General features: G+C 62.5%; 27 protein-coding genes and 1 pseudogene. 12 read left to right on the top strand and 16 right to left on the bottom strand.

The genetic code is table 11. The annotated features are described in order from the left end of the window. Nucleotides 1-111 precede the first annotated feature (111 nt). Nucleotides 112-1,142: pseudogene (locus tag NKH29_RS06490) on the top strand (2-dehydropantoate 2-reductase). On the opposite strand, the gene NKH29_RS06485 reads toward NKH29_RS06490, so the two are convergent. The 4 genes from NKH29_RS06485 to dapD all read right to left on the bottom strand — a co-directional run bounded on the left by NKH29_RS06485 (nt 1,132) and on the right by dapD (nt 4,525). Continuing rightward, nucleotides 1,132-2,232 carry a GGDEF domain-containing protein gene (locus NKH29_RS06485; protein ID WP_023718195.1) on the bottom strand — a complete coding sequence of 367 codons (1,101 nt, stop codon included), beginning with the start codon at nt 2,230-2,232 and terminating at the stop codon, nt 1,132-1,134. The pseudogene NKH29_RS06490 and the gene NKH29_RS06485 sit on opposite strands and share 11 nt — an antisense overlap. A 232-nt stretch (nt 2,233-2,464) precedes the next feature. Beyond that, nucleotides 2,465-3,253 (bottom strand): hypothetical protein, encoded by a 789-nt coding sequence (locus NKH29_RS06480; RefSeq protein WP_352484325.1) that lies wholly within the window; start codon nt 3,251-3,253, stop codon nt 2,465-2,467. A gap of 21 nt (nt 3,254-3,274) precedes the next feature. Beyond that, nucleotides 3,275-3,646 carry a DUF805 domain-containing protein gene (locus NKH29_RS06475; RefSeq protein ID WP_031193743.1) on the bottom strand — a complete coding sequence of 124 codons (372 nt, stop codon included), beginning with the start codon at nt 3,644-3,646 and terminating at the stop codon, nt 3,275-3,277. Between the two features lie 24 nt (nt 3,647-3,670). Next, nucleotides 3,671-4,525: a 2,3,4,5-tetrahydropyridine-2,6-dicarboxylate N-succinyltransferase gene (gene dapD, locus NKH29_RS06470; RefSeq protein WP_352918201.1), complete on the bottom strand. Its 855-nt coding sequence runs from the start codon at nt 4,523-4,525 to the stop codon at nt 3,671-3,673. A gap of 145 nt (nt 4,526-4,670) precedes the next feature. Here dapD and NKH29_RS06465 point away from each other — a divergent pair, with 145 nt between their 5' ends. Beyond that, nucleotides 4,671-5,510 carry an LOG family protein gene (locus tag NKH29_RS06465; RefSeq protein WP_023718198.1) on the top strand — a complete coding sequence of 280 codons (840 nt, stop codon included), beginning with the start codon at nt 4,671-4,673 and terminating at the stop codon, nt 5,508-5,510. 34 nt (nt 5,511-5,544) lie between these two features. On the opposite strand, the gene NKH29_RS06460 is transcribed toward NKH29_RS06465, so the two are convergent. After that, the gene (locus NKH29_RS06460) at nt 5,545-6,252 is read right to left on the bottom strand and encodes a pyrimidine 5'-nucleotidase (RefSeq protein ID WP_023677476.1); all 708 of its coding nucleotides are present in this window, start codon (nt 6,250-6,252) and stop codon (nt 5,545-5,547) included. A 161-nt stretch (nt 6,253-6,413) separates the two neighbouring features. On the opposite strand from NKH29_RS06460, the gene NKH29_RS06455 reads away from it, so the two are divergent. Next, the gene (locus NKH29_RS06455; protein ID WP_023718199.1) at nt 6,414-7,175 is read left to right on the top strand and encodes a GGDEF domain-containing protein; all 762 of its coding nucleotides are present in this window, start codon (nt 6,414-6,416) and stop codon (nt 7,173-7,175) included. Nucleotides 7,176-7,244: 69 nt separating this feature from the next. On the opposite strand, the gene NKH29_RS06450 is transcribed toward NKH29_RS06455, so the two are convergent. Beyond that, a complete protein-coding gene (locus NKH29_RS06450) occupies nt 7,245-7,412 on the bottom strand; it encodes a hypothetical protein (protein WP_023718200.1) in 168 nt (55 codons plus the stop codon). Between the two features lie 93 nt (nt 7,413-7,505). Between NKH29_RS06450 and NKH29_RS06445 the strand changes: the two genes are divergently transcribed. Further along, nucleotides 7,506-8,006 carry a MarR family winged helix-turn-helix transcriptional regulator gene (locus tag NKH29_RS06445; protein ID WP_352484322.1) on the top strand — a complete coding sequence of 167 codons (501 nt, stop codon included), beginning with the start codon at nt 7,506-7,508 and terminating at the stop codon, nt 8,004-8,006. Here NKH29_RS06445 and phhA read toward each other — a convergent pair. Continuing rightward, nucleotides 8,001-8,834, bottom strand: coding sequence for a phenylalanine 4-monooxygenase (gene phhA / locus NKH29_RS06440; protein WP_023718202.1), 834 nt, complete (start codon nt 8,832-8,834; stop codon nt 8,001-8,003). The two genes, NKH29_RS06445 and phhA, sit on opposite strands and share 6 nt — an antisense overlap. Before the next feature lie 140 nt (nt 8,835-8,974). Here phhA and NKH29_RS06435 point away from each other — a divergent pair, with 140 nt between their 5' ends. The 3 genes from NKH29_RS06435 (at nt 8,975) to NKH29_RS06425 (ending at nt 11,721) form a co-directional block, all read left to right on the top strand. Further along, nucleotides 8,975-9,451 carry an Lrp/AsnC family transcriptional regulator gene (locus NKH29_RS06435; protein WP_023718203.1) on the top strand — a complete coding sequence of 159 codons (477 nt, stop codon included), beginning with the start codon at nt 8,975-8,977 and terminating at the stop codon, nt 9,449-9,451. Between the two features lie 102 nt (nt 9,452-9,553). Continuing rightward, nucleotides 9,554-11,101, top strand: coding sequence for a magnesium-protoporphyrin IX monomethyl ester anaerobic oxidative cyclase (bchE, locus tag NKH29_RS06430; RefSeq protein ID WP_352495033.1), 1,548 nt, complete (start codon nt 9,554-9,556; stop codon nt 11,099-11,101). Nucleotides 11,102-11,322: 221 nt separating this feature from the next. Beyond that, nucleotides 11,323-11,721 (top strand): RidA family protein, encoded by a 399-nt coding sequence (locus tag NKH29_RS06425; RefSeq protein ID WP_352716549.1) that lies wholly within the window; start codon nt 11,323-11,325, stop codon nt 11,719-11,721. A 132-nt stretch (nt 11,722-11,853) separates the two neighbouring features. Here NKH29_RS06425 and argB read toward each other — a convergent pair whose 3' ends face one another. After that, nucleotides 11,854-12,747 carry an acetylglutamate kinase gene (argB, locus tag NKH29_RS06420; RefSeq protein WP_023677482.1) on the bottom strand — a complete coding sequence of 298 codons (894 nt, stop codon included), beginning with the start codon at nt 12,745-12,747 and terminating at the stop codon, nt 11,854-11,856. Nucleotides 12,748-12,847: 100 nt separating this feature from the next. Then, a complete protein-coding gene (locus tag NKH29_RS06415) occupies nt 12,848-14,344 on the bottom strand; it encodes an amidase (RefSeq protein ID WP_352999222.1) in 1,497 nt (498 codons plus the stop codon). Between the two features lie 127 nt (nt 14,345-14,471). Here NKH29_RS06415 and NKH29_RS06410 point away from each other — a divergent pair, with 127 nt between their 5' ends. The 4 genes from NKH29_RS06410 to msrB all read left to right on the top strand — a co-directional run bounded on the left by NKH29_RS06410 (nt 14,472) and on the right by msrB (nt 17,144). Then, nucleotides 14,472-15,011, top strand: a complete 540-nt coding sequence (locus tag NKH29_RS06410; RefSeq protein ID WP_352484318.1) for a sigma-70 family RNA polymerase sigma factor — start codon at nt 14,472-14,474, stop codon at nt 15,009-15,011. Further along, nucleotides 15,008-15,712, top strand: a complete 705-nt coding sequence (locus tag NKH29_RS06405; RefSeq protein ID WP_352484356.1) for an anti-sigma factor — start codon at nt 15,008-15,010, stop codon at nt 15,710-15,712. The genes NKH29_RS06410 and NKH29_RS06405 overlap by 4 nt, the downstream gene beginning before the upstream one ends. A 202-nt stretch (nt 15,713-15,914) precedes the next feature. Beyond that, nucleotides 15,915-16,472, top strand: coding sequence for a fasciclin domain-containing protein (locus NKH29_RS06400; RefSeq protein WP_352790283.1), 558 nt, complete (start codon nt 15,915-15,917; stop codon nt 16,470-16,472). Between the two features lie 171 nt (nt 16,473-16,643). After that, a complete protein-coding gene (gene msrB / locus NKH29_RS06395; RefSeq protein WP_292655897.1) occupies nt 16,644-17,144 on the top strand; it encodes a peptide-methionine (R)-S-oxide reductase MsrB in 501 nt (166 codons plus the stop codon). A gap of 124 nt (nt 17,145-17,268) precedes the next feature. On the opposite strand, the gene NKH29_RS06390 is transcribed toward msrB, so the two are convergent. Both NKH29_RS06390 and NKH29_RS06385 read right to left on the bottom strand, forming a co-directional pair. Then, nucleotides 17,269-18,822, bottom strand: coding sequence for a DHA2 family efflux MFS transporter permease subunit (locus tag NKH29_RS06390; protein WP_352999298.1), 1,554 nt, complete (start codon nt 18,820-18,822; stop codon nt 17,269-17,271). 67 nt (nt 18,823-18,889) lie between these two features. Then, a complete protein-coding gene (locus tag NKH29_RS06385) occupies nt 18,890-20,068 on the bottom strand; it encodes an HlyD family secretion protein (RefSeq protein WP_352999221.1) in 1,179 nt (392 codons plus the stop codon). Between the two features lie 143 nt (nt 20,069-20,211). On the opposite strand from NKH29_RS06385, the gene NKH29_RS06380 reads away from it, so the two are divergent. Then, entirely contained in the window at nt 20,212-20,937 is a 726-nt protein-coding gene (locus tag NKH29_RS06380) for a TetR/AcrR family transcriptional regulator (RefSeq protein WP_352999219.1), read from the top strand. 45 nt (nt 20,938-20,982) lie between these two features. Here NKH29_RS06380 and yihA read toward each other — a convergent pair whose 3' ends face one another. The 5 genes from yihA to rpmH all read right to left on the bottom strand — a co-directional run bounded on the left by yihA (nt 20,983) and on the right by rpmH (nt 24,758). Continuing rightward, a complete protein-coding gene (gene yihA, locus NKH29_RS06375; RefSeq protein ID WP_352472343.1) occupies nt 20,983-21,642 on the bottom strand; it encodes a ribosome biogenesis GTP-binding protein YihA/YsxC in 660 nt (219 codons plus the stop codon). After that, entirely contained in the window at nt 21,639-22,277 is a 639-nt protein-coding gene (locus NKH29_RS06370) for a CatB-related O-acetyltransferase (RefSeq protein WP_352591267.1), read from the bottom strand. The genes yihA and NKH29_RS06370 overlap by 4 nt, the downstream gene beginning before the upstream one ends. A 144-nt stretch (nt 22,278-22,421) precedes the next feature. After that, entirely contained in the window at nt 22,422-24,233 is a 1,812-nt protein-coding gene (yidC, locus tag NKH29_RS06365) for a membrane protein insertase YidC (protein ID WP_352790295.1), read from the bottom strand. A gap of 13 nt (nt 24,234-24,246) precedes the next feature. Beyond that, complete coding sequence (gene rnpA, locus NKH29_RS06360) at nt 24,247-24,600, bottom strand: ribonuclease P protein component (protein WP_352790298.1); 354 nt, start codon at nt 24,598-24,600, stop codon at nt 24,247-24,249. Nucleotides 24,601-24,623: 23 nt separating this feature from the next. Then, entirely contained in the window at nt 24,624-24,758 is a 135-nt protein-coding gene (gene rpmH, locus NKH29_RS06355; RefSeq protein ID WP_008833937.1) for a 50S ribosomal protein L34, read from the bottom strand. Between the last annotated feature and the right edge of the window lie 132 nt (nt 24,759-24,890).

The raw sequence follows: 24,890 nt of genomic DNA, 5'->3' as shown, positions 1-24,890 counted from the left end.
AAAGCGCAAGGTCTGTCACGGCCAGACGTGAGGGCCAGCCATGCCGCCGACATTATGGTTTTCATGTCGTATAATTGCGGCAAGGTCTCTCGACCAGAACAGGGCCATCGCATGGTCACGCGTGGCAAGACGATCGTAATCGCCGGTGCCGGCAGTATCGGCTGCTACGCCGGCGGCTGCCTGATACTTGCCGGGCGAAAGGTGTTTCTGCTGGCGCGACCGCGCGTCGAGAAGGCCCTGCAAGAAGCTGGATTGCGCATCACCGACCCTGACGGCCGCGACCGTTCTGTCAAACCGGACGCATTGTCGGTCACCGCCGATCCGGCGGTAGCATTCTCCGATGCCGATGTCATTTTGGTAACGGTCAAGAGCGGCGCGACGCAAGACATGGCCGGGCTGATTGCCGCCCATGCCCGACCGGACGTGGTGATACTCAGCCTGCAGAACGGCGTCGACAATGCCGATAAATTGCGAGCCCATCTCACCGCCCAGCCGGTGCTCGCGGGCATGGTGCCGTTCAACGTGGTCCAATCGCCGGAGGGCGAATTGCCGCTTCGCCTGCACCGCGCCAGCGGCGGCAAAGTGATGATCGAACAGGGCTCGGCGGGCCTTGACGAACTGCTTGATGTCGAGGGGTTTGCCGTCGCGACGCATGGTGACATCGACGCGGTGTTATGGGACAAGCTGCTGCTCAACCTCAACAACGCGCTGGTGGCGCTTTCCGGTCTGCCGCTGGCGGCAGAGCTTGCCGATCGCCGCTGGCGGCTGATCCTGGCCGGTCAGATCGACGAAGCATTGGCGGCAATGACGGCGACAGGCATCGAACCCGCTCGCATCGCCGGCCTGCGTCCCGCACTGCTGCCGAAGTGCTTCGCCTGCCCGACGGGCTGTTCAAGTTCTTGGCGCGGCGGATGCTTGCCATCGATCCGGCCGCGCGTTCGTCGATGTGGGATGACCTGCGGCGCCGCCGGTCGACGGAGATCGGCGAACTGCAAGGCGCGGTCCTGCGTTTGGCCGAAAAGGCCGGCACGCCGGCGCCTTTGCTGAAGCATGTCACTGCACTGGTGCGCGCGGCCGAGCAGGAGAGGCGCGGATCGCCTTGCTTGCCGCCGGAAGCTGTCGCTGCGACCGTCAGATCGTAGCCCGCACAGGCGCCCAATAACGGCCCTTGCCGGTGCGCTTGGCTTCGTAGAGTGCATGGTCGGAACAGGTGAGCAGGATTTCCGGATCGCCGCCGTCGGCGGGTGCAAAGGCGCTGCCGACGCTCAAGCCGACATGGATGGCGGAACCGACCCCGAGGTCGAAAGGCACCGAGACCTTTTCGATGGCCCGCTTTGCCAGATAGGTGGCCTCGATCTCCGAGGTTGCGGGCAAAAGGATGACGAATTCGTCGCCGCCGATACGGAAGACCACGTCCCCCGGCCGGAAGCCGCGCTTCAATCGTTCGGCCACCTTGCGCAGCAGCACGTCGCCGACCGCATGACCAAAACGGTCGTTGACCTGTTTGAAGCCGTCGAGGTCCATGCTGAGCACGGCAAACGGCTTGCCGCCATTGGCGGCCGGCGCCGCAAGGTCGCGGCACATGTCGCGCAATTTTTCCTGCAGGAAGATGCGGTTTGGCAGGCCGGTCAGCGCGTCCTTGATCGCCAGGTCGCGATTGTCCAGCTCGGCGCGGATCATGCGGGCGTTGATTGCGTGGTTCTGAAGCAGCACGATGATGACGCCGGCCACATAGAACGGCGTTTGAATTCCGACGATCGGCATTCCGGGCGCTGCGGAAAACAATGCACCGACCACGTAAGGCAGGCTTACGGCCAACATGACGAATATGGCGAAGCGCGGGGTGGCCGCATTGCGTGACGACACCACGCCAACGACACCTGCGACATTCAAGGCGGCAAGTACGGAAAGCGCCATATTCCCGCTGGCAACACAGCCATAGCAGCCGAGGCCGAAAACGACCGACCATACACCGCTGGCTGCCATCAGGCCCGCCAGCGGCCCTTTCGAGCCGCGCCTGCGGGCCTGCTCGCATTCCCGCATCAGCAGAACGCGGACGACGAAAAGCATCAGGTCGGCTGCGATCCAGGCGTAGGGCCACCAATCCTTCGTGGCAAGTGCGGCGCTGACCGCAACCACCAGAACGCTGATGGTGCCGAACAAGACTGCGAATTTGCGGTCGAAAGTGGTGTCGAGAAGCCGGGCGCGGACGGCTTCCGGTTCCAATCTCATCGGCGAAGAGAACCAGGCAAACAGGCGAGCGGCGGCGCTCCACGTTTTGCGCGGCTCCTTGGTGGTCAGGGATAGGTCGCTTGCCAGTCGAGCGCTCCGTGCCGGTCGACACAGTTTTCGCCGGCATGCTGGGCCAGGGTGATTAACATTCGCTTAGAGCGTCCGGCGCAAAACCGGGTTTCGGAACTCCCCGCTCTGCCGCTCTAGCCGATCTGCCGCCGGCTCGCGGGTCTTAGCTTGCCGGCCCCGGTCGTCTGCGGACTGCAGGCCGACGCGGCGGACCCGGCTCGGGATCGGTTTTCTTCGCATGTGCCGGCTGCCCATGAGGGGTTTCGATCAGCGTGATCTTCTGCCAGATCTTTCGCGACAGGTTCGACGCCAGGTTCTCGATGTCATTGACGCCATCGATGACCACGGCGTCATTGACCGACTGGGCAAACAGCGCGGCGATCTTGCCGGTGATCGACAACATTTCGGAGCAATAGTCGAGATAGCGGGCAAGGTCGGCGGCGTTGGTGATGCGGGCTGGCGAATGTGCAGTCGGCTTGAAACTGGCTGAAAGTGCTGCCGGATCCTTGGTCAGCTGGTGCATGTCGATGACGTGGATGAGCGACCGCAGCCCGTGGAGTTGGCGGAACACCCGCTTGCGCTTGATCCGCTCCTCGGAGCGGATCAGGGCCAGGAAGCCCAGCACGGCGAGGATGATCATGTTGAGGGAGGCTTCGATGCCTTGCACCGACTGGAAGGCATCGTGGTTTCCCGAGATGCGGCCGAGCGGCAGGATTGTGCCGACGAACAGGAACATCAGCGCTCCGACGACGAAAGCGGCGATGATGAGGCCGCGCAGCCACCAGATCGGCGCCTCCAGCGCCTTGGCTGCCTTTGCCAGATCGCGCGACAGCGACACGAGCTCGGCGGCGACGCCGCGCAGGCCTGCATCGGGAAAGCGCTCGGCGACGCGCTCTTCCAGCCGTTCGGCGGTTTCGAGGATCAGTTTCGAATCAAGCGAGCGGTAGCGCATGACGAAATGTCCGATTGGCGCTCAGGGTTCGGCCGGTGCGTTGGTGCGCTTGCCGTAGCGGTTGGGGCCTGGGTCACTTTTGAAAAAAGCCAGGATAAAAAGCAGGACGAAGCCGATAATGAGAGAGATCAATGCGTAATAGGCAGGCTTGCCGAAATCATGGAACCGCTTCGCCGTTAGCGCAAAGGTCGACCATGTCGAGACGAACACAGCGATCCATAAGGCGAGCGCCCAATACTGGCTCGCGGCAGTGCCTAACGGCGTTCGCGCGAACTGGTAGAGCAGAAAGAGTTGAACGATGACCGGCAAGAGGCCAGCCAAAACATAAGCGCTCGGATTCACCCGCCCAGAAAGGCTGAAGAAAAGCCATAGGAATTGAGGTTTGTCAGTCAACCCGGGGCATCCGTTCTCGGGAGATCAATCGCGCAGCAATTCGTTGATCGAGGTCTTGGAACGGGTTCTTGCGTCGACCCGCTTGACGATGACGGCGCAGTAGAGGTTGGGGCCGGGCTCGTTGTTTGGAAAAGGCTTGCCCGGCAGTGAGCCGGCGACGACGACGGAATTGGCCGGCACTTCGCCGTAGAAGATCTCGCCGGTGGCGCGGTCGACGATCTTGGTCGATTGGCCGATGAAGACACCCATGCCGAGCACTGAGCCCTCGCGAACAATGCAGCCCTCGACCACTTCGGAACGGGCGCCGATGAAGCAATTGTCCTCGATGATGGTTGGGCCGGCCTGCATCGGCTCCAGCACGCCGCCGATACCGACGCCGCCCGACAGATGCACATTCTTGCCGATCTGGGCACAGGAGCCGACCGACGCCCAGGTGTCGACCATGGTGCCGCTATCGACATAGGCGCCGACATTGACGAAGGACGGCATCAGCACGGCGCCCGGCGCGACATAGGCAGAGCGGCGCACGATCGACGACGGCACGGCGCGGAAGCCGGCCTTCTCGAAATCGACGGCGCTCCAGCCGTCGAACTTCGAAGGCACCTTGTCCCACCATACCGCCTGACCGGGACCACCCTTGATGATCTCCATCGGGTTGAGCCGGAAGGACAGCAGCACCGCTTTCTTCAGCCACTGGTTGACGTGCCATTTGCCGTCGGCCTGCCGCTCGGCGACGCGGGCGACGCCCCGGTCGAGCAGGTCGAGCGCCGATTGGATGGCCTCGCGCGTCTCGCCGCGGGTTGCGGTCGAAATGGTGTCGCGTTCCTCGAAGGCGTTCTCGATGATCTTCTCGAGACTCGCGAGATCGGGCTTCGACATGAATTCGCTCCATTACCAAGCTGTTAAGGGCCGGCGCCTTAACCTGTTTGAAAGTCGCGCGGACCCTATGTGAAGGCTTGGGGAGGGTCAATCGCGGCAGCGTCACGGGACGGCGCAAGTGAATGATTGGACGGGTAAAGCAAATATGACTCCCATGGAAAAGGCGGGGTGGACGCCGCTACCGCATTCGGACGAGGATCTGGAGCGGTCGAAAAGCGTGCCGGACACGCCGCAAACGCGCGCGGAGACATATCGGCTGGCCTGGAACGACCCCGATTTCATGACGCGGCGCGAGTTGCGCGCGGTCAGGCTGCAGCTCGAACTGCTGAAACCGGAGATGATCCTGGCCGAGCGCGGCATCCAATCGACCGTCATCCTGTTCGGCGGCGCGCGCATCCCCGAGCCCGGCGGTGAAGCCTGGGCGGCCAAGAACGAGACGCAGAAGAAGAATCTCGAGCAAAACAGCAAATACTATGAGGAGGCGCGCAAATTCGCCCGCCTCTGCTCGCAGCAGTCGGCCACTTCGTACTATCGCGAATTCGTCGTGGTGACCGGCGGCGGGCCTGGCGTCATGGAGGCCGGCAATCGCGGCGCCGACGATGTAGGCGCGCCGTCGATCGGTCTCAACATCGTGCTGCCGCACGAGCAGGCGCCAAACGCCTACGTGACGCCGGAACTCTGCTTCAACTTCCACTATTTCGCGGTCCGCAAGATGCATTTCGTCATGCGTGCCAAGGCCGTTGCGGTGTTTCCCGGCGGCTTCGGTACGATGGACGAGTTCTTCGAGACGCTGACCCTGATCCAGACCGGCCGCATGGAACGGGTGCCGGTCATCCTGTTCGGCAAGGCTTTCTGGGCACGGGCGATCGACCTCGATTTCCTCGCCGAGCAAGGTACGATCACCCCCGGCGACCAGGACATCATCGATTTCGTCGACACCGCCGACGAGGCCTGGGGGATCGTCAGCCGCTTCTATAAGCTCTGATATGCAAGCAAGAATTTGAAGCGCGCCGACTGCCTCAAGCGGGGACTTCGACGATCGCCGTGAGAAAGCCGGCGAGATCGTCGGTGACGAAGTCCACGTCGTCCTCGTTGGCCGGGTCGCGTTCCCAGATTTCCGAGAAGGTCGGCTCGAAATTGCGCGGCACCACCAGCACCGTGGTCATGCCCAGCGATTTCGGCACCGACAGGTTGCGGGCGAGGTCTTCGAACATCACCGCATTTTGCCCGGTGACGGCGTGGAGTTCGGCAAATTTCTCGTAGGATTGTCGCGCCGGCTTGGGGTTCAGCCCGGCTGCGACGATATCGAAAATGTCGTCGAAATGCTCGAGAATGCCCAGCTGCCGCGCGGTGCGTTCGGCATGCCGGCGATCGCCATTGGTGAAGATGAATTTGCGGCCGGGAAGCTGGCGTATGGCGGTGCCGAGGACGGGATCTGGCACCAGCCAGGAATAATCGATGTCGTGGACCTTCTCGAGAAAGTCGTCGGGGTCGATGCCGTGGCGCGTCATCAACCCGTTCAGTGTCGTGCCGTATTCCCGGTAGAGCTCCTTCTGCAGCTTGCGTGCTTCCTCGCGCGGCAGCGTCAGCAATTCTCCGACATAGGCGGTCATCTTCACATCGATCTGCGAGAACAGATTGGAATGGTGCGGATAGAGCGTGTTGTCGAGATCGAACACCCAGTCGGTGACATGGGCAAAGCGGGCGGGGTCGGGAAGCGTGGTCATACCGTCCTTATGGCACGAAACGATCTTTCTAACAGGAGGTTTATCCACAACCTATGCGCGCCCTGGGTGGTGAAAATGGTGCCGTGATTAAAATCTTAAGCATCGCCGAAAGGTGACATTCAGCGCTTGCTGGCACCAAGACGGACCAGTGGGAGCAAGCGATGAATCGCATATTTCTAAAGTCTGCCGCCATCGCTTTCGCCTCCGTCGCCGTCTCACTTTTGCTGACGCTGATCGTCGTGCCGGCAATGGGTTTTCCGATCAATCGCACCATCTGGTTGACGTCTACCGTATGCCCGCTGGCTCTTGCCTGGGGCGCCGGCGCCTATACGGTCTGGCAGGGCGAAAGGTTGAAGACCGCGCATCGCGAACTCGCCCGCGCCCATGCCCAGCTCGCGGCCGCCCACAGGCGCTTGGCGGAAAAGGCGAGCCGCGACGACATGACCGGCATGCTCAACCGCGAAAGTTTCTTTGCCGCCCTCGACGGCTCTCGGCGTAAATCCGATCGCGGGGCATTGCTGATCGTCGATGCCGACCATTTCAAGACCATCAACGACAGCTACGGCCATCTGATCGGCGACGAGGCGCTGCTCCTGATCGCAAGTGCGATAGAGCGTGGCGTGCGCAGCGGCGATGTCCTTGGCCGCATCGGCGGTGAGGAATTCTGCGCCTTTCTGATCGGCGCCACCGAACACGAAGCCAGGCGCGTCGCCGAGCGCATCCGCCGTGAAGTAGAGCGTATCCGTTTCCGGCCCGTCGACGAACGAACCGTTCCGCTGACGGTCAGTATCGGCGGGACCACCTGCGGCGAGGACGCCGCAGTGTCGGAGCTGATGCGCGCCGCCGACCAGCGGCTCTACGAGGCCAAGCATCGCGGCCGCAACCTGTCGATCATCGATCGTGACATTTCCGAAGCGGCGTGAGCTCAGCCCTAAGCCTTGTGCTGGAAAAATTCTACCTATCAGAATTCAACCGCGCCGCGGCCAGTGCTGTCAAAATCCGAAGATGGCGATGCGGAACAGCAGGGCAGCGGCCGCCAGCGCGACCAGTGCAATACCAAGGCCAATGGGAGAACCCCAGCCATACCATTCCATCGCCAGCTTGGCGTATTTGAATTCTTCGGCCGGTGTGAGTGGGCCGCGCGTCTGGTTCTGGTTCATTGTCCACTCCTTGCGTGCTGCGACAGGCCGTGCCTTGCGCCCGACGCAGCATATTACTATAATAGCCGTAATGTTAGGCAACTTGATAGTTAGATGATCGAAGTAAATTCGTCAAGCATGAATCGGGCCGACATGAAGACGGCCATCAGCCTCGCCATTATGGGCTGGCAGGACGCGACGCAGGCTTATGACGAGGCAGTAGGCGATAGGCTTGAGCTGAGTACGGCGGAACGCCATTGCCTGGCGCTGCTCTATGGCGGCCCGCAATCGGCTGGCGAGGTCGCGGCCGCAACAGGGTTGACGCCGGCCGCAGTCACCGCGCTGATCGACCGGCTGGAGGCGCGCGGCCTGCTGACACGAACGCGCAGCCTCGAGGACAGGCGCAAGGTGGTCATAGAGGCGACGGAACTCACGCGAGAACTATCGGCGCGCTATTATGGTGCGATCGCGCAGGAGGGAGAAAGGGTGATCGCCACATTTAGCGACACCGAGCTGGCCACGATCCTTCGCTTCGTCACCGCATCGCTCGACCTTCAGCGCGACCAGCTTGCCCGGCTGAAAGCCGAGGCCCTGGAAACAGCCGACAGCCTATAGGCTCGCCGGGTCGAGCGCCGGCTCGCCTTTGCGGCGCGCCACGATCGCCGCAAGATCGGCGGTCTCGAAAGCATCACGCAGCACGTCGAAAGACGGCAGCACAAAATAGGCACGCTGGAACTTGTCGATCTCGTAGCCGGTGCGCATTACGGTTTCCAGGTCGAAGGGGACATCGTGCGCGTCGCCGCCTTCGACCGCGAACTGAAGCTCGGTGAAGGATGACATCAGCCCGGCGCCGAACGCCTTCAGCGGCTGGCCCGGCTCGCGTATCAGCCCGTATTCGACGGTGTACCAGTAAAGCCTGGTGATCATCTCGTCGCCGCCGAGCGCAATCACGCTGTCGGCCCTCTTGCCATACATCTGCATGAAGTCCGCAAAGACCGGCTGCGTCAGGATCGGCACGTGACCGAAGAAATCGTGGAACATGTCGGGCTCGACGATGTAGTCGAGCTCCTTTTGGGTTCGCAGCCAGTTGGTGACCGGGAAGCGGCGGTTGGCGAGGTGGTCGAAGAACGGCTGGGCCGGAATGAGCCCCGGCACCGCGACGATCTCCCAGCCGGTGAGCTTGCGCAGCTTCTCGCTGACCTCACCGAAATCCGGGATCTTGTCGAGAAGGCCGAGCGCCGCAACGCCATCGAGATAGGAATGGTGGGCGAGCTTCCTGGTCAGCTTCGTCTGGCGGTCGCACAGCGTGCGCCACACCGCCTGTTCTTCGTCGCTATAATTGTAGCCCTGCGCCACGGTGAAATCGGCACGGCAGACCGAATAATCGCCGCGAAGGCCTCGCGCCGCGCATTCGCGGGCGTAGTCGGCAACGTTCATCGTCATGGCTTGCTCTCCCTGGAAATCATGATCAGCGGATCGTCGGAAATTCTAGCCGGATGGCGTGAGGCAAATCAGCTTTGATGGTGGCTCAAATGCGGGGTTGGAGGTAAAAGACTCCACGATCGAGCTTTGGGAGAGTGAAAATGCCTCAGTTTGACGAATTCGAGATCAAGATGCTCGACAGCCTGCAGCGCGACGGGCGCAAGCCGGTATCCGAACTGGCGCAGGAGATCGGCCTGTCGACGACACCTTGCGCGCGGCGCTTCGAGGCGCTTCAGCAGGCGGGCATCATCAAGGGCTTCGCCGCGGTGCTCAGCCGTCGTGCCGTTGGGCTGATGGTCGAGGTGTTCATCCAGGTGCGCCTGACCAGCCACAGCGACGGCTCGCCCGAAAGCTTCATCGCCGCCGTCCAGCGGATGGACGAGGTGTCCTCATGCTGGACCATGACCGGCGATCATGATTTCCTGTTGCATGTGATGGTGCCGTCGGTCGACGAGCTCAATGCCTTCGTCATGCACCGGCTGATGCGGCTCGAAGGCGTGCGCGACGTCCACACCCAGCTTGTGCTGCAGAACATCAAGGGGCCGGGCCATGTCCCGCTTGCACATCTCAGACGGTAGGCATTTCTGCGGAAAAGCTGCACACAAACTGCTGAAGCGAGCCAATCTCCAGCGCTAGATCGCCGACTACGACATGCGGACCGCCATTGCATAAGGTCCGCCATGAAAATCGTCCTGATCAACCCGCCACATACGGCCATCGGCAGCCGTGTGCCGGACGACCATCTGCCGCCGCTCGGTTTGCTGGCACTGGGCGGTCCGCTGATCGACGCGGGACATCAAGTGCGACTTGTGGACGCCGAATTCGGGCCGATGCCGCTTGCCACGCTGGTCCGGGACGCCTTGAGCGATCATCCCGACTGTATTCTGATCGGCCATTCCGGCTCGACCTCTGCGCATCCGACAGCCCTACTGATCGCCGGCATGGTCAAACACATCGATCCGGCGACAATCCTGATTTATGGCGGCGTGTTTCCGACCTATCACTGGCGCGACATACTGGCCGAAACGGAGGCCTTCGACTTCATCGTTCGTGGCGAGGGGGAGGCGACCATCGTCGCGCTGGTCGAAGCGCTTGAAAAACGCAAGCCGCTGTCGGATGTGGCGGGCATCGCCTTTCGCGACGATTTGCGGCGGCCTTTTGCCACCAACCCGGCAAGGACGATCGCCAATCTCGACGACTACCGCATCGGCTGGGAACTGATCGATATCACTCGCTATAGCTATTGGGGAGGCAAGCGTGCGGTGGTCATGCAGTTCTCGCGAGGCTGTCCGCATCTGTGCAACTATTGCGGCCAGCGGGGGTTCTGGACGCGCTGGCGGCACCGCGACCCCGTGAAGTTCGCGCGGGAGATTGCCTGGCTATACCGCGAGCACCGCGTCGAGCTGATCAACCTTGCCGACGAGAACCCGACCTCGTCCAAAAAAGCCTGGCGCGCCTTTCTCGATGCGATGATCGCCGAGAATGTGCCGGTGCTGATCGTCGGCTCCACCCGCGCCGACGACATCGTCCGCGACGCCGGCAGCCTGCATCTCTATCGCAAGGCCGGCGTCATCCGCTGGCTGCTTGGCATGGAAAATACCGACGAGCAGACGCTCCAGTTGATCCGCAAGGGCGGCAGCACCTCATCCGACCGCGAGGCGATACGGCTGCTGCGCCTCAACGGCATCTTGTCGATGGCGACCTGGGTGGCCGGTTTCGAGGACGAAAGTTTCCGCGACCTCTGGCGCGGCTTCCGCCAGCTGATCGCTTATGACCCCGACCAGATCCAGGCGCTCTATGTGACGCCGCACCGCTGGACGCCGTTCTTCAGGATTGCCAGGGATCGCAAGGTGATCCAGCTGGACGCCCGCCTGTGGGACTACAAGCACCAGGTGCTGCAGATGACCCGCCTCAAGCCGTGGATGTTGTTCTTCGCCGTCAAGCTGATCGAACTGGCCGTGCAGTCGCGGCCCAAGGCCTTGGCGCGCATCCTGTTCCACAAGGATCCGGAGCAACGGCATTCGATGCGCTGGTACACCAAAATGGGCCGCCGCGTCTGGTTCCGCGAAGTCTGGGGCTTTCTGGTTCGCGACCGCCGCCTGAAGAATGGCCCGACGCTCGCCGAATTCTGGGGCGCGCCGCAGGACGAGGAAGAGGAATCGATGGTGGTCGCGCACCCGGCGCGCAGGCTGACACCGCCTGCGACCACGATTTCGTCGCGCGCCTGACCGGCTCGGGCAATCTTTTAACAAGCATACGCAACGTATGTATATTGACATACGGAATGTATGTACCCACTTCGGGATACGGGACGGATATCAGCGACCGCCCCGGAAAATGGAACGCAGCGATCCAAAACCCCGAAGTCTTGCGGGCGGCTCTCACCTTCTCGGAGAAGCCACATCGCGATGGTCGGGACCGGCCTGCCTTGTCTGATTGGAGTGAAACAATGACCAAACGCGATGCGATCTTCCCTGCCGGTCGGCAGGCCCTCTACGAAGTCAATCGCTATTCGGCGGCGATCCGCTCAGGCGGCTTTCTGTTCGTCTCGGGCCAAGTCGGCAGCCGCGAGGACGGATCGCCGGAGCCAGCCTTCGAAAAGCAGGTCCAGCTTGCCTTCGACAATCTCGCGGCGGTGCTGAAGGCCGCCGGTTGCACGTTCGACGACATCGTTGACGTGACCACGTTCCACACCGACCCGGCCAAGCAGTGGGAGGCGATTGACGCCGTTCGACTTAGGGCGATCGGTGAACCGCCCTACCCGAACTGGACCGCGGTGGGGGTGAATTGGCTGGCGGGCTTCGATTTTGAGATAAAGGTCATCGCGCGCCTTCCTCAGTCCGGATGATCGATTGGCGGCGAGCGACGAAGGCGGAGACTACCTAGTCGACCGTTCGCCCGCCCGCCTGTCTCGACAAGCGCTGCGATGGTGATCGGATGGTCTTCCGGTCTGTCGCGGCGTTGAACAGACTGAGGCCACTCACGGCACGATCAGCGTGCCGGCGCCGTGTTCGGTGAACAGCTCGAGCAGCACCGCATGCGGCGTCTTGCCGTTGAGGATGACGACGCCAGCGACGCCGCGCTCGATTGCCTCGATGCAGGTTTCAACCTTGGGGATCATGCCGCCCGAGACCGTTCCGTCCTTGATCAGGGCCTTGGCCTCGGCCACGGTCAACTCGTCGATCAGCTTCTTGTCCTTGTCGAGCACGCCGGGCACGTCGGTGAGAAACAGCAGGCGCGTCGCCTGGCAGGCGCCGGCGATGGCGCCGGCAAAAGTGTCGGCGTTGATGTTGTAGGTATGGCCGTCGCGGCCGGGCGCCACCGGCGCCAGCACCGGGATCATTTCGGATCGCGCCAGGAGGTCGAGCAATGTGCGGTCGACCTCGACCGGTTCACCGACGAAGCCCAGGTCGAGCACCCGCTCGATGTTGGAATCAGGATCGATCATGGTCTTGCGCGCCTTTTCGGCAAACACCATGTTGCCGTCCTTGCCGCACAGGCCGATTGCCCACTCGCCCTCGGCATTGATCAGCGCGACGATTTCCTTGTTGATCGACCCGGCCAGCACCATCTCGACAATCTCGACGGTCTTCTGGTCGGTGACACGCAAGCCGCCCTCGAATTTGGATTCGATGCCCATCTTGCTGAGCATGGCGCCGATCTGCGGCCCGCCGCCATGCACGACGATCGGGTTGACGCCGGATTGCTTGAGCAGTGCGATGTCGCGGGCGAAGGCTTTGCCGAGCGCGATGTCGCCCATCGCGTGGCCGCCATATTTCACCACGACCGTCTTGTTCTCGTAGCGCTGCATATAGGGCAGCGCCCTTGAAAGCAGCGCGGCCTGCATTTCGGCGGTGGCGGCGACATCCGTCATCGGCTTGGTTCCCGGCTTGGCATGAACGGCGGCGTCTTAGCGGGAATTGCAGCAGGCCGCAAACGGCTTTGCTGTCATGATCGATCAAATCATCCCGCCTCTATGCCGGCACCCGCAGCGGCGCCCGCCGTCCCAGCCAGCCAGAGATCTTTTCCATCTGCGCGGCGAACGACAAAAGCGTCTCCTCGTCACCGGGGCGGCCGGCGGCCTGGACGCCGAGCGGCAGGCCGGCATCGGTCACGTAAACCGGAAGCGTGATCGACGGTTGCCCGCTGACGTTCTGGATCGCCGGCCAGTGGGTGAACCAAAGGCTCTTGTCCATCAGCTGGCCGAATAGCGGCTTGAACTTCAGCAGGCCGGCGAGGCGCAGTCTGTCCAGGACATTCTCGATGAATTCGTCGGCGCCTTTCGGGTCCATGGTGCCGCAGGCGAGCGGCGGGTGCGCGATGACAGGCATCAGCACTGCATCATAGTGCGCGGTTTCGGTGATAAGGCGGCGCGAGGTTGCGTGCAGCCGCTGCAGGCCGGCATAGATTTCGCCGGCCGAGAGGATTTCACCGAACCGGCTCATCACGCGCGTGGCGCGTTCGATATCGCCTGAGATGGAGCGGCCGACGCGCAAGGCCTCGCCACGCATCGTGCCGGCCACCGCCGCGGCGACGGTTCTGGCGAAATCGGCGATGAAATCGCGGTCGATATAGGGCAGGTCGATCTCCTCGACGCTGTGCCCGCCTTCGCGCGCCAGCCCAATCGCCGCATCCAGAGCTTTCAAGGTTTCTTCCGAAATCGGCAGGCCGAGCGGCGATTTTCGGTAGAAGGCGAGCTTGAGCTTGCCCGGATCGCGCCCGGCGGCCGCAGTGAAACTGCCGTTCGGCGAGGGTGCCGCGTAGGGCGACAGCGGGTCGGGCCCGTGGGTCAGGTCGAGCAGCGGGGCCGTATCGCGCACCGAGCGGGCCAACGCATGGTCGACGACAAAGCCGTACCAGCTTTCAGTGACGAGCGGCGTCAAGGGCACGCGGCCGCGCGAGGTTTTCAACCCGACCAGCCCGGTACAGGCCGCAGGCACCCTGATCGAGCCGCCGCCATCCGAGGCGTGCGCCACCGGCACGACGCCGGCCGCGACCAGCGCAGCCGCGCCGCCCGAGGAACCGCCGGTCGTGTGAGCGGTGTCCCATGGATTGCGGGTGACGCCGTAAGCCACCGACTCGGTCACCAGCCTCAGCCCGTGTTCGGGTGCGGTACTGGTGGCGATCGGGACCAGGCCGGCGGCCAGATAGCGTTCCGTCATGACCGAGTTAAAATCGGGGGTGTAGGCTGGGATGCGGCTGCCGCCATGCGTCGGCACGCCCTTCATGGCAATGCCGAGGTCCTTCAGCGCAAAGGGCACTCCGGCAAGCGGCAGCTTGTGGTCGACGGTTTTCGCTCGCGCCCGCGCCGCCTCAAAAAGCGGTTCGGCGATGGCGTTGATCTCCGGCTGGGTGGCCTCGGCCCGGGCGATCGCCGCATCGACGAGATCTTGCGGTGTGATCTCTCCCTTGTGCACGAGTGCGGCCTGGCCGGTTGCGTCATGCTCCCACAGAACCCGCTCGATCGACATGGTCGCCCTCCCGCTCATGGCAAGCTAGCGGGCGGCGATTTCCTTGGCAATCGACGCTGGCGCTGCCGGTGCGGCCAGACCATTTCAGTCGTTGCAAATACATTGCAATCGCCTAATTTGGCGGCCGATGACGCCGCAGGACATCAGCAACCTGATTGTCCGGACCTCGATGAAGGACCGGGCCGCGTTCGATCTGCTCTACCGGCAGACCAGCGCGAAACTTTTCGGCGTCTGCCTTCGTGTATTGAAGGACCGGGGAGATGCAGAAGAGGCGCTTCAGGAGGTCTTCGTCAAAATATGGACGAAGGCGGACCGTTTCGCCGTTTCGGATCTGAGCCCGATCTCCTGGCTGGTGGCCATTGCGCGCAATCATTCGATCGATAGGATCAGGGCGCGGCGAGAGCCTGCCGCCTATATCGATGCCGCGCTCGACGTGGCCGATCCGGCGCCGGGGCCGGAGGCCATGGCCGTGGCGGGCGGTGAGTCCGGACGCATCTACCATTGTCTCGATGAATTGGAAAAGGACAGGGCGGCGGCCGTCCGGGGCGCCTATCTGGACGGCAAAAGCTATGCGGAGCTGGCGGAGCGCTATGGCGTACCGCTGAACACGATGCGGACCTGGCTGCGGCGCAGCCTGTTGAAACTGAGAGAATGCCTGGAAAGATGACGCTGGCTGACGACAATGGACCGGAACGTGGGGGCGACGACCTGTTCGCCGCCGAATACGTTCTTGGCGTTCTGGCCGCCGATGAACGCGAGATCGCGTCGCGCCGCATCGATGCGGACGCCGCCTTCGCGCGCCTTGTGGATGCCTGGGAGGCGCATCTTTCGCCGATGGCCGCCGCCTATCCGGAGACAGAGCCTCCGATCAGGGTCAAGGAAGCATTGGACCGCCGGCTGTTCGCTGCAGAGCCGCGCGCCGGCCTCTGGTCGAGCCTTGGCTTCTGGCGCGGTCTTGCCGCCGCCGCCATTGCGGCGCTGGCAATCTATATTGCCTTGCCTTACGTCAATCCACCGGTCGTCGAGCCGCAAACCCGGCTTGTCGCCTCGTTGGCAGCCGAAGGCAGCGATGTCAAATATCTCGTCGTCTACGACGCCGTCCGTCACGATGTCGGCCTTTCCCACGTCTCCGGCGAGCGGACCGCCGGCAAGGACTTCGAGTTGTGGATGATCGAAGGCAAGAACGCGCCGGTCTCGATGGGCGTCATCCCGGCCGGTGCGACCGCGCATCTGGCCATCCCGCCCGCCGTCCGGGAGAAATTGGCGCAAGGCGCCGTGCTTGCGGTCAGCGTCGAGCCTGCCGGCGGTTCGCCGACCGGCCAGCCGACTGGACCGGTGGTCGCAGCGGGCGATCTGAAGAGCATCTGACCGATTCTTGCTTCGGAAGAAGACCTGAAATCTATCTCTCACGAACCAAAATCATGCAAAGCTTGTCGGCGGTGACCGATTAGCACATGGAAAATTGAAGCGACACAATATTTCTTACGTGAGGACGAAACTCCGGCATTTCTGTTGCGTATCTTCTTGCGTTCCCGAACGAGGGGAACGATAACCCAAGGAGATTGAAATCATGCGTAAATTCGCCACCCTTTTGCTTGCCGGCACGGTTGCGATTTCTGCGATCGCCACCATTGCCTATGCCCAAAATCCGATGGTCGGCGGCGCCGCCATGTATGCCCAGAAAAACATCGTCGAAAATGCTGTCAACTCGAAGGACCACACGACGCTGGTCGCTGCCGTCAAGGCAGGCGGCCTGGTCGATACGCTGCAAAGCGCTGGCCCCTTCACCGTGTTCGCGCCGACCAACGAGGCCTTTGCGGCACTTCCAGCCGGCACGGTGGAGACGCTGCTCAAGCCTGAAAACAAGGACAAGCTCGTCAAGATCCTGACTTGCCATGTCATCGGCGCCAAGGCGATGGCCGCCGACGTCGCCAAGATGGTCAAGGATGACGGTGGCACCCACAAGGTCAAGACGGTCGGTGGTTGCGAACTGTCGCTCAAGACCGACGGCGGCAAGGTCACCGTGACCGACGAGAACGGCAATGTCGCTAATGTGACGATCGCCGATGTCGAGCAGTCCAACGGCGTCATCCACGTCGTCGACAAGGTTCTCCTGCCGAAGATGTAACAAACGCACGCTGCCGGCGAAGATATCGCTAAGGGCCTCCCTGCGCACACTCCGCGCCGTTCACGCAAGTGGATAGGCGCGGAGTCCCGCTTTGAGGACAGCGATCGTCACCGGCTTTTGATTTCCGTCTGGCGGTCGAATTTGGCACAAGCAGTAACAGGAGGAATGGGCATGAACCGTCGCGAGCTTCTTTTGAGTGGTGCGGCAGCCATTGGCGTTGTCGCAGGCGCCACCGCGCTGCGCATGGGCGGAGCCCAGGATGCACGCGCGGCCGAGACTTTCGAGGTTACCAAGACCGAGGCCGAGTGGCGCGCCATCCTGTCCGACGCGGCCTTCAATGTGCTGCGCAAGGAGGGCACGGAATACCCGGGCACCAGTCCGCTGCTCAACGAGCACCGCAAAGGCATCTTCGCTTGCGCCGGCTGCGACCTGCCGGTCTATTCGTCAGAGACCAAGTTCGATTCCGGCACCGGCTGGCCGAGCTTCTGGCAGGAAATCCCCAACGCGATCGGCAAGACCGTGGACAGGTCGTTGGGCATGACCCGCACCGAGGTCCATTGTCGCCGCTGCGGTGGCCATCTCGGCCACGTCTTCGACGACGGTCCGCCGCCGACCGGGTTGCGGCATTGCATCAACGGTGTCGCCTTGACCTTCAAGCCGGCGACGGCCTGAGGATGGCTGCGCCCCTGACTTTGTCGGAGAGCGCGAGGACTTCGTAATGGTTGATTTTGCGCATGACCCCGAAATCGCTTTTCGGGGTCATGCGCGAGGGCGCCAGGCGGGGATCCAGCGCGCCTCAATGGCCTCCGCCACCGCCGCCCTGAGCGGCTGGCTTGCGGATCACCAGGGTGAAGAGCCCAAGCGTCGCGAACAAAACCGTCAGCATGAAGAATACGTCCATGAACGACAGCAGCGACGCCTGCTGCTGGACCATGCCTGACAGTTTGGAGATGGCCGCCTTGGAGGCGTCGAGCCCGGCGGTCTGCTCGAAGTTGAGCGTCATGTTCTGCAGCTTCTGCTGCGCAGCGGCACTTCCCCATTGCACGTGCTCGGAGAGCCTGGCGTTGTGGAAGGCATTGCGGTCGATCAGCACGGTGTTGATGACGGCCAGGCCGACGGCGCCGCCGAGATTGCGGGTCAGGTTGAACAGGCCAGACGCATTCTTCAGCCGCTCCGGCGGCAGGGTTCCGAGCGCAATGTTGTTGATCGGCACCATGCACAGCATCATCGAGCAACCGCGCAGGATCTGCGGGATCAGCAGTTCATAGAAATCCCAGTCGGCGGTGAGATGCGTCATCCACCAGGTCCCCGTGGCGAAGCCGAAGAAGCCGATCATCATCATGATGCGCGGGTCCATCTTGTTCGACAGGATGCCGGAGATCGGCGCGGTGAAGAACATGGCCAGGCCGCTGACGAACAGCGCCTCGCCGATCATCATCGAATCGTAGCCGCGGATGCGCCCCAGGAACACCGGATAAAGATAGGTCAGACCGTAGAGGCCGATGCCGACGACGAAGGAGAACAGCGAGCCGAAGGCGAAATTGATATTGCTGAAAGCCCTCAGATCGACAATCGGCTCCTCGGCGGTGAACACGCGCCAGAAGAACAGCACCGCGCCGAAGGTCATGATGACGGCGCAGACGAACACCGCCTGATCCTGCAGCCAGTCGTTATTGGGACCTTCCTCCAGCACATATTCCATGCAGCCCAGGAAGGCGGCCATACCGGCAAGCCCCCACCAGTCGAACTTGCTGAACAGCTTGAGATTGGGTTTGTCGAAGTCGATCAGCGACCAGGCGGCCGTCGTCACCAGAATGCCGGGCACGACGTTGACCAGGAACAGCCAGTGCCAGGACATGGCATGGCTGATATAGCCGCCGACTGTCGGGCCGATGGTTGGCGCCAGCGTCGCCACCAGGCCGATCATCGGCGAGACGATGGCGCGACGCGACGGTGGGAAGATGGTGAAGGCGGCTGCAAAGACGCTCGGGATCATGCCGCCGCCGATGAAGCCCTGCACGGCGCGGTAGACGATCATCTGGTCGATATTGGTTGCGGTCGCCGCCAGCGCGCTGGCCGCGGTGAACCCTGCCGCCGAGATCGTGAACAGCACTCGCGTCGACAGCATCCGGCTGAGGAAGCCCGACAGCGGGATCATCACCACCTCGGCAATCAGATAGGCCGTCTGCACCCACGGAATCTCGTCCGAACTGGCGCTCAGGCCCGCCTGGATCTCAGCCAGCGAGGCCGAGACGATCTGGATGTCCAGGATCGCCATGAACATGCCGAACACCATTGCCAGGAAGGCGATGACGCGGCGTGTCGAGATGTGGTCGACCGGCACCGGCATGGCTGGCCTCGGCGCCGATCCTGCAGTTAGGGTTGCGGTCGCCATGACCTTTGCTCCCGGTTCCGCTTTACTTCGATGCCGAAGGCGCCGTGCGGCTGTCGACGGCGACGACGACGCTCAGGCCAGCTCGCAGCTTGCCCGTCTTCAGCACATCTGCTGGCACGTCGATGCGAACCGGAACGCGCTGCACCACCTTGGTGAAATTGCCTGTGGCGTTCTCCGGCGGCAGCAGCGAGAACACTGCCCCTGAAGCCGGCGCCAGCGACGACACGGTACCCTCGATGTCCGGGCCGTCGATCGCGTCGACCGACACTCTGACCTTTTCACCAGGCACCAGCCGGGCAAGCTGCGTCTCCTTGAAATTGGCGACGATGTAGAGCTTGTCCATTGGCACGATGACGGCGAGCTTCTGTCCAGGGCTGATCAGGTCACCCTGCTCGACCGAGCGGTTGCCGACCACGCCGTCATAGGGTGCGCGCAGCACGGTGAAGGACAGGTCCCGCACCGCCTTGTCGTGGGCAAGCTGCAGCGAGGCCAGCGTGCTGGCCGATTCCGTGCGCTGCGCCTGGAGCACGCCGATATTGGCCTGAGCCGCCGCGATCTGCGCGTCGGCGCCGGCAAGTGCGGCATTGGCTTGCTCGACCGCCGTCTGGGCATCGTCCAACTGGGCCTGGGTGCCGACGCGGGTCTTGAGCAGCTGGGCGGCCCGCGCTTGGACGCGCTTGGCATTATCGGCCGCGGCCTGGTCGGCGGTCTTCTGCGCCTGCGCCTGCTTGAGCGAGGCGCGCGCCGCCTCAGTCTGGGCATCGATGCGGTCGAGCGTCTTGCTCAACGTGGCGATCTGCGCCTCGGCCTGGGCAACGGCTATCTTGTAGTCGCCGTCATCGACGATCAGCAGCGGGTCGCCGGCCTTCACTTGCTGGTTCTCGGTCACTTTGACCTGATCGACATAGCCCGAGATTTTTGGCGAGATGAACGCCGTGTCGGCCTGGACATAGGCGTCGTCGGTCGTGATCATAAAGCGCCCGTCGGTCCAGTAATCATAGCCATACCAGGCGCCGGCGCCCAGCAGGGCCAGGCCGATGATGGGCAACAACATCGAGCGCATCGAGCGCTTCTTTTTGGCGGGAGCCAGCGGGGTGACGTCGGCGGGTTTGACAGGGGCTTCCGGCGCTTCGATCGCAGGCTGGACCTTGGCACTGGGGAAAGGGCGGACTTCGGCACTGGTGGGCGCGTTCGAGGACATGATATCTCTCTAAATTAACTGGCGCTGAATTTTGTCAGACTGAACCGTTCGGTTCGATCCCGACATTGACTTAGCGCTTAAAGAAGCCCATATCAAGAGCAATCGAACCGGATGGTTCGAATTATTTTACGAGGTGTGACATTATGGCCGAAGCCCCCAAGGCCGCTCCTTTGCCTGAGTCAGGCCCATTGCCCGGCGCTGGCAAGGACCAGTGCGATCTGCTGGACAGTCTGCCGCGCGGCCGCCCGGCCGCGGGGCAAGACCCAGTCAAGCGCAGCCAGATCATCGACGGTGCGCGCCGTGTCTTCATCGACAAGGGCTTCGAAGCCGCGTCGATGAACGACATCACCCGCGAGGCCGGCGTGTCCAAGGGCACCATCTATGTCTACTTCGCCAACAAGGAAGAGCTGTTCGAAGCGCTGATCGAGGAAGAACGCGGCACGATCTTCAAGAACATGTACGAAGTGCTGGACCAGATCGGCGACCTTCGCCAGACGTTGGTGAAGTTCGGCATCGTGCTGTCCATGAAGATCACTTCGGCGAGGGTCATCCTGGCGCAGCGGACGGTGATCGGCGCGTCGGAACGCATCCCGGAGCTTGGTGCCCGGTTCTACGAACGCGGCCCGAAGCGTGGCCATGACAGGGTCGTCGTTTTCCTCAACATGGCTATCGAACGCGGCCTGCTGAAGATCGACGACGTCGAGCTTGCCGCCTATCAGTTCACCGAGCTGTGTCTGGCCGGTCTTTTCCGCCAGTGCATTTTCGCCTATCGCACCAAGGCGCCAAGTGTGGCCGAGATCGAACACATCGTCAGGTCGGGCGTCGATGTGTTCCTGAAGGCCTACGGCACCGAACAGCTTGCAGAGTAGGAACGGGCCTCCAGCCCCGCCTGACAGGCTGCCAGGGTCGGTGGCCTATCCGCCATTGGCGGCGAGCACGATCGCCGCACGCAGTTCCTCGAGACCCTCGCTCTTTTCCGACGACGTGGCGAGCACGAAGGGGAAGGCCGCCGGTCGTTTCTTGATCTTCTGCAGCGTTTCCTCGACCAGTCGCGGTACCCCCGCCGCCTTGATCTTGTCGGTCTTGGTCAGCACGATCTGATACGACACCGCCGCCTTGTCGAGCAGCGACAGCACCTCGTCGTCCTTGGCCTTGATGCCATGGCGGGCATCGATCAGCACGTAGACGCGCTTCAGCGTCACCCGGCCCTTCAGATAGTCGAACACGAGCTTCGTCCACTCGTCGACCTTTTCCTTCGGTGCCGTGGCGTAGCCATAGCCTGGCATGTCGACCAGCGCCATCGGCGGCAGATCGGCGCCTTCTCCCGAAAATCCGCCAGGCACGAAATAGTTGAGCTCTTGCGTCCGGCCCGGCGTGTTGGAGGTGCGCGCCAGCCCCTTCTGGTTGACCAGCGCGTTGATCAGCGACGATTTGCCGACATTGGAGCGGCCGGCAAAGGCGATCTCGGGTGGACCCTCCGGCGGCAGGAATTTCATCGCCGGCACGCCGCGGATGAAGATCCAGGCTCGCGTGAACAATTCGATGCCGATCGTGGTCTTGTTCAACGCGTTCAAACCGCTGCCTCCAGAAGAAAAATGTTGCTGCCACGAATGGCATCGAGATTGCGGCTGATCTTTTCCACCGGCCAGTGCCACCACGCCAGCGCCAGCAGCCGCCGGATGGTCCTGTCGTCGAAGCGCATCTTCACCACCTTGGCCGGATTGCCGGCGACGATCGCATAGGCCGGCACATCGTGCGTCACCACCGACTTTGCCGCCACAATGGCGCCGTCGCCGATCTTGACGCCCGGCAGCATCACCGCTTCCATGCCGATCCAGACGTCGTTGCCGACGATTGTGTCGCCACGCACCTCCTTCGACCATGTCGCCGGGTCGAAGCCTTCTTCCCAGCCGTGGCCAAAGATATTGAACGGATAGGTCGAAAAGCCGGACATGGCGTGATTGGCGCCGTTCATGATGAAACGCGCGCCCTCGGCGAGGGCGCAGAACTTGCCGATGACCAGCCTGTCGCCGATGAACGGATAATGATGCAGCACGCATTTTTCGGCGAATTTGTCAGGTCCGTCAGGGTCGTCATAATAGGTGAAGTCGCCGATCTCGATATTAGGCGCCGTCACCAGCGGTTTCAGAAAGCCGACGCGTGTGTGCAACGGGATCGGATGCTTGATCGATGGATTGGGTCCGGTCATATCGAGCTCCGTCGAGCACCTGCCAGGCAGGTCAAAATAGCGCGATCCGTCCCGCAGTACCAATCGCTTAATCCAGGCCGGCAGCTTGTGCAAAAAGCCCCGGACGAACCGGGGCTTTCTGGTTTCGCATTATCGGAGCGCCGGCTATTCCGCCGGCGACGGTTTCTTGCGGAACAGCGCGACCAGATTGTCCCACAATTCGATCTTGGCGCCCTGCCGCTTCATGATCACGCCCTGCTGCAGGATCGAGAGCGTGTTGTTCCAGGCCCAGTAGATAACGAGACCGGCCGGAAAACCCGCCATCATGAAGGTGAAGATCACGGGCATCCAGGTGAAGATCGCCGCCTGCGTCGGGTCCGGCGGCGTCGGGTTCATGCGCATCTGCAGGAACATCGTCACGCCCATGATCAGCGGCCAGACGCCGATCATCAGCATGTGCGGCAAGGTGAGCGGGATCAGCCCGAACAGGTTGAAAATCGATGTCGGGTCCGGCGCCGCCAGATCCTGGATCCAGCCGAAGAACGGTGCGTGTCGCATCTCGATGGTGATGTAGAGCACCTTGTAGAGCGCGAAGAAGACCGGGATCTGCAGCGCCACCGGCCAGCAGCCGGCGATCGGGTTGATCTTCTCGGTCTTGTAGAGCTCCATCATCGCCTGCTGCTGCTTCATCTTGTCGTCCGCGTATTTCTCGCGGATTTCGAGCATCTTGGGCTGCACCTTCTTCATGTTCGCCATCGACGCGTAGGACTTGTTGGCGAGCGGGAAGAAGAGGGCCTTGACGATGACGGTGGTGGCGAGGATCGCCAGGCCGAAATTGCCGAAGAATTTGTAGAGCGTGTCGATCAGCCAGAACATCGGCTTGGTGATGAAATGGAACCAGCCCCAGTCGATCAACAGGTCGAACCGCTTGATGTGGCGATCCTCGGCATAGGCATTGATCTTGCCGACCTCCTTGGCGCCGGCGAAGACCTCGGTCTCAACCGTCGCCGATTGGCCGGCGTCGACATTGATGTGGTCGGTCAGGAAGTCGGACTGATAGCGGTGCCGGCCATCCTCGAAATAGGCATAGCGCGGCTGGAACGGCTGCTTCTCTGTCGGCGCCAGCGTCACCGCCCAATATTTGTCGGTGATGCCCAGCCAGCCGTCGGTCGACTTGCCTGGCTTGAATTCCCTGTCCTTTTCGATGGACGCGTATTTGTGTTCCTGCAGGCCTTCCTCGCCGGTGAAGCCGATCAGGCCTTCGAACAGCACATAGATGCTGGCAACGGCCGGCTTGTCGAAACGGGTGACGCGGCCATAGTTGAACAATGAGACGGCGGCGGCACCCGAATTCTGCACCGTATCGGAAACCGTGAACATATAGTCCCTGTCGACCGAGAATGTGCGCTTGAAGGTCAGGCCCTTGTCGTTACTGAAGGCGAGCGTCACTGGTGTGTCCGGCGTCAGCGTCGGATTGCCGTCGACGTTCCAAACGGTCTTCGGTCCCGGCAGTGTTCCCGCCTTGTCGTCCCCAACAAAGCCGATCTCGGCGAAATAACCGTTGGGCAGCGACTCAGGATTGAGCAGCGCAATCTCGGGCGAGGTCTTGTCGACCGTCTCCCTGTAATGCTTGAGCCGGAGATCATCGAGGCGCGCGCCGGTGAGGTTGATCGAGCCTTCGAGGCTCGGCGTGTCGATCTTGACGCGCTTGGTCGAGGCAATCACCTGCTCGCGGCCGGCCGGCGTCACCGCGTCGCCGCCAGGCGCGTTCGGAATGGCGCCCGGCTGCACCGGTGTTTCGCTGGCGCCCGGACTGGTGCCTTGGGCGGCCTTCTTCTGCTCCGCCACGCGCTGTTCTTCGATGCGGGCGGCCTCACGCTGCATCTCGCTGCGCGGCATCACATAGAAATATTGCCAAAGCGCCAGGATCAGCACCGACAGTGCGATGGTGATAAAGAAGTTGCGGTTGTTTTCCATCGAAGCCCTTGGCCTATCGTGTTCCACGCAATCTGCGGGAGAGTTCGGCCTTCAACTGGCCAAACGGAGTGGTAAGCACGTCTTCGCGCCCGACGATGACATAATCATTGCCGGGCGCCATGTCATCCGCGGCATGCGTGCGCACGGCCTCTCTCAGCCGCCGCCGGATGCGGTTGCGAACGACGGCATTGCCGACCTTCTTGGTGACCGTATAGCCGACGCGCGGCGCTTCGCTGTCGCCGCGGCCCAGGACCTCGACGAGGAAAAGCCGTCCGCGGCGCTTTTCGCCACGGCGGACGGCCAGGAATTCCGCGCGCTTCAGAAGCCGCTTGGGATGGGCACCCGTTGGCTTGCCGGTTGCGGGCAACGATCTTGTCTCTCGCTTGGTGCTCAGGCGCTGAGACGCTTGCGGCCGCGGTTGCGGCGGGCTGCGACGACGCCGCGGCCACCTTTGGTTGCCATGCGGGCGCGGAAACCGTGCCTGCGTTTGCGGACGAGTTTGGACGGCTGGTAAGTACGCTTCATTTGTTTAAATACCGCGGGGTGCGGCCCTTCTTGATTCTGTCACTTTGTAACAGGAGCTTTGCCGGGCCGGTTTTGGCGCGATCGAAACCGCGCCGGGACGAATGGCCCGAGCGTGAGCGGGCTTATAGAAAG

The organism is Mesorhizobium sp. M1295, assembly GCF_040318135.1.
GTDB lineage: Bacteria > Pseudomonadota > Alphaproteobacteria > Rhizobiales > Rhizobiaceae > Mesorhizobium.
Note: the sequence above shows the minus strand (reverse complement) of the source record. Positions and strands in the feature narration are given on the sequence as shown.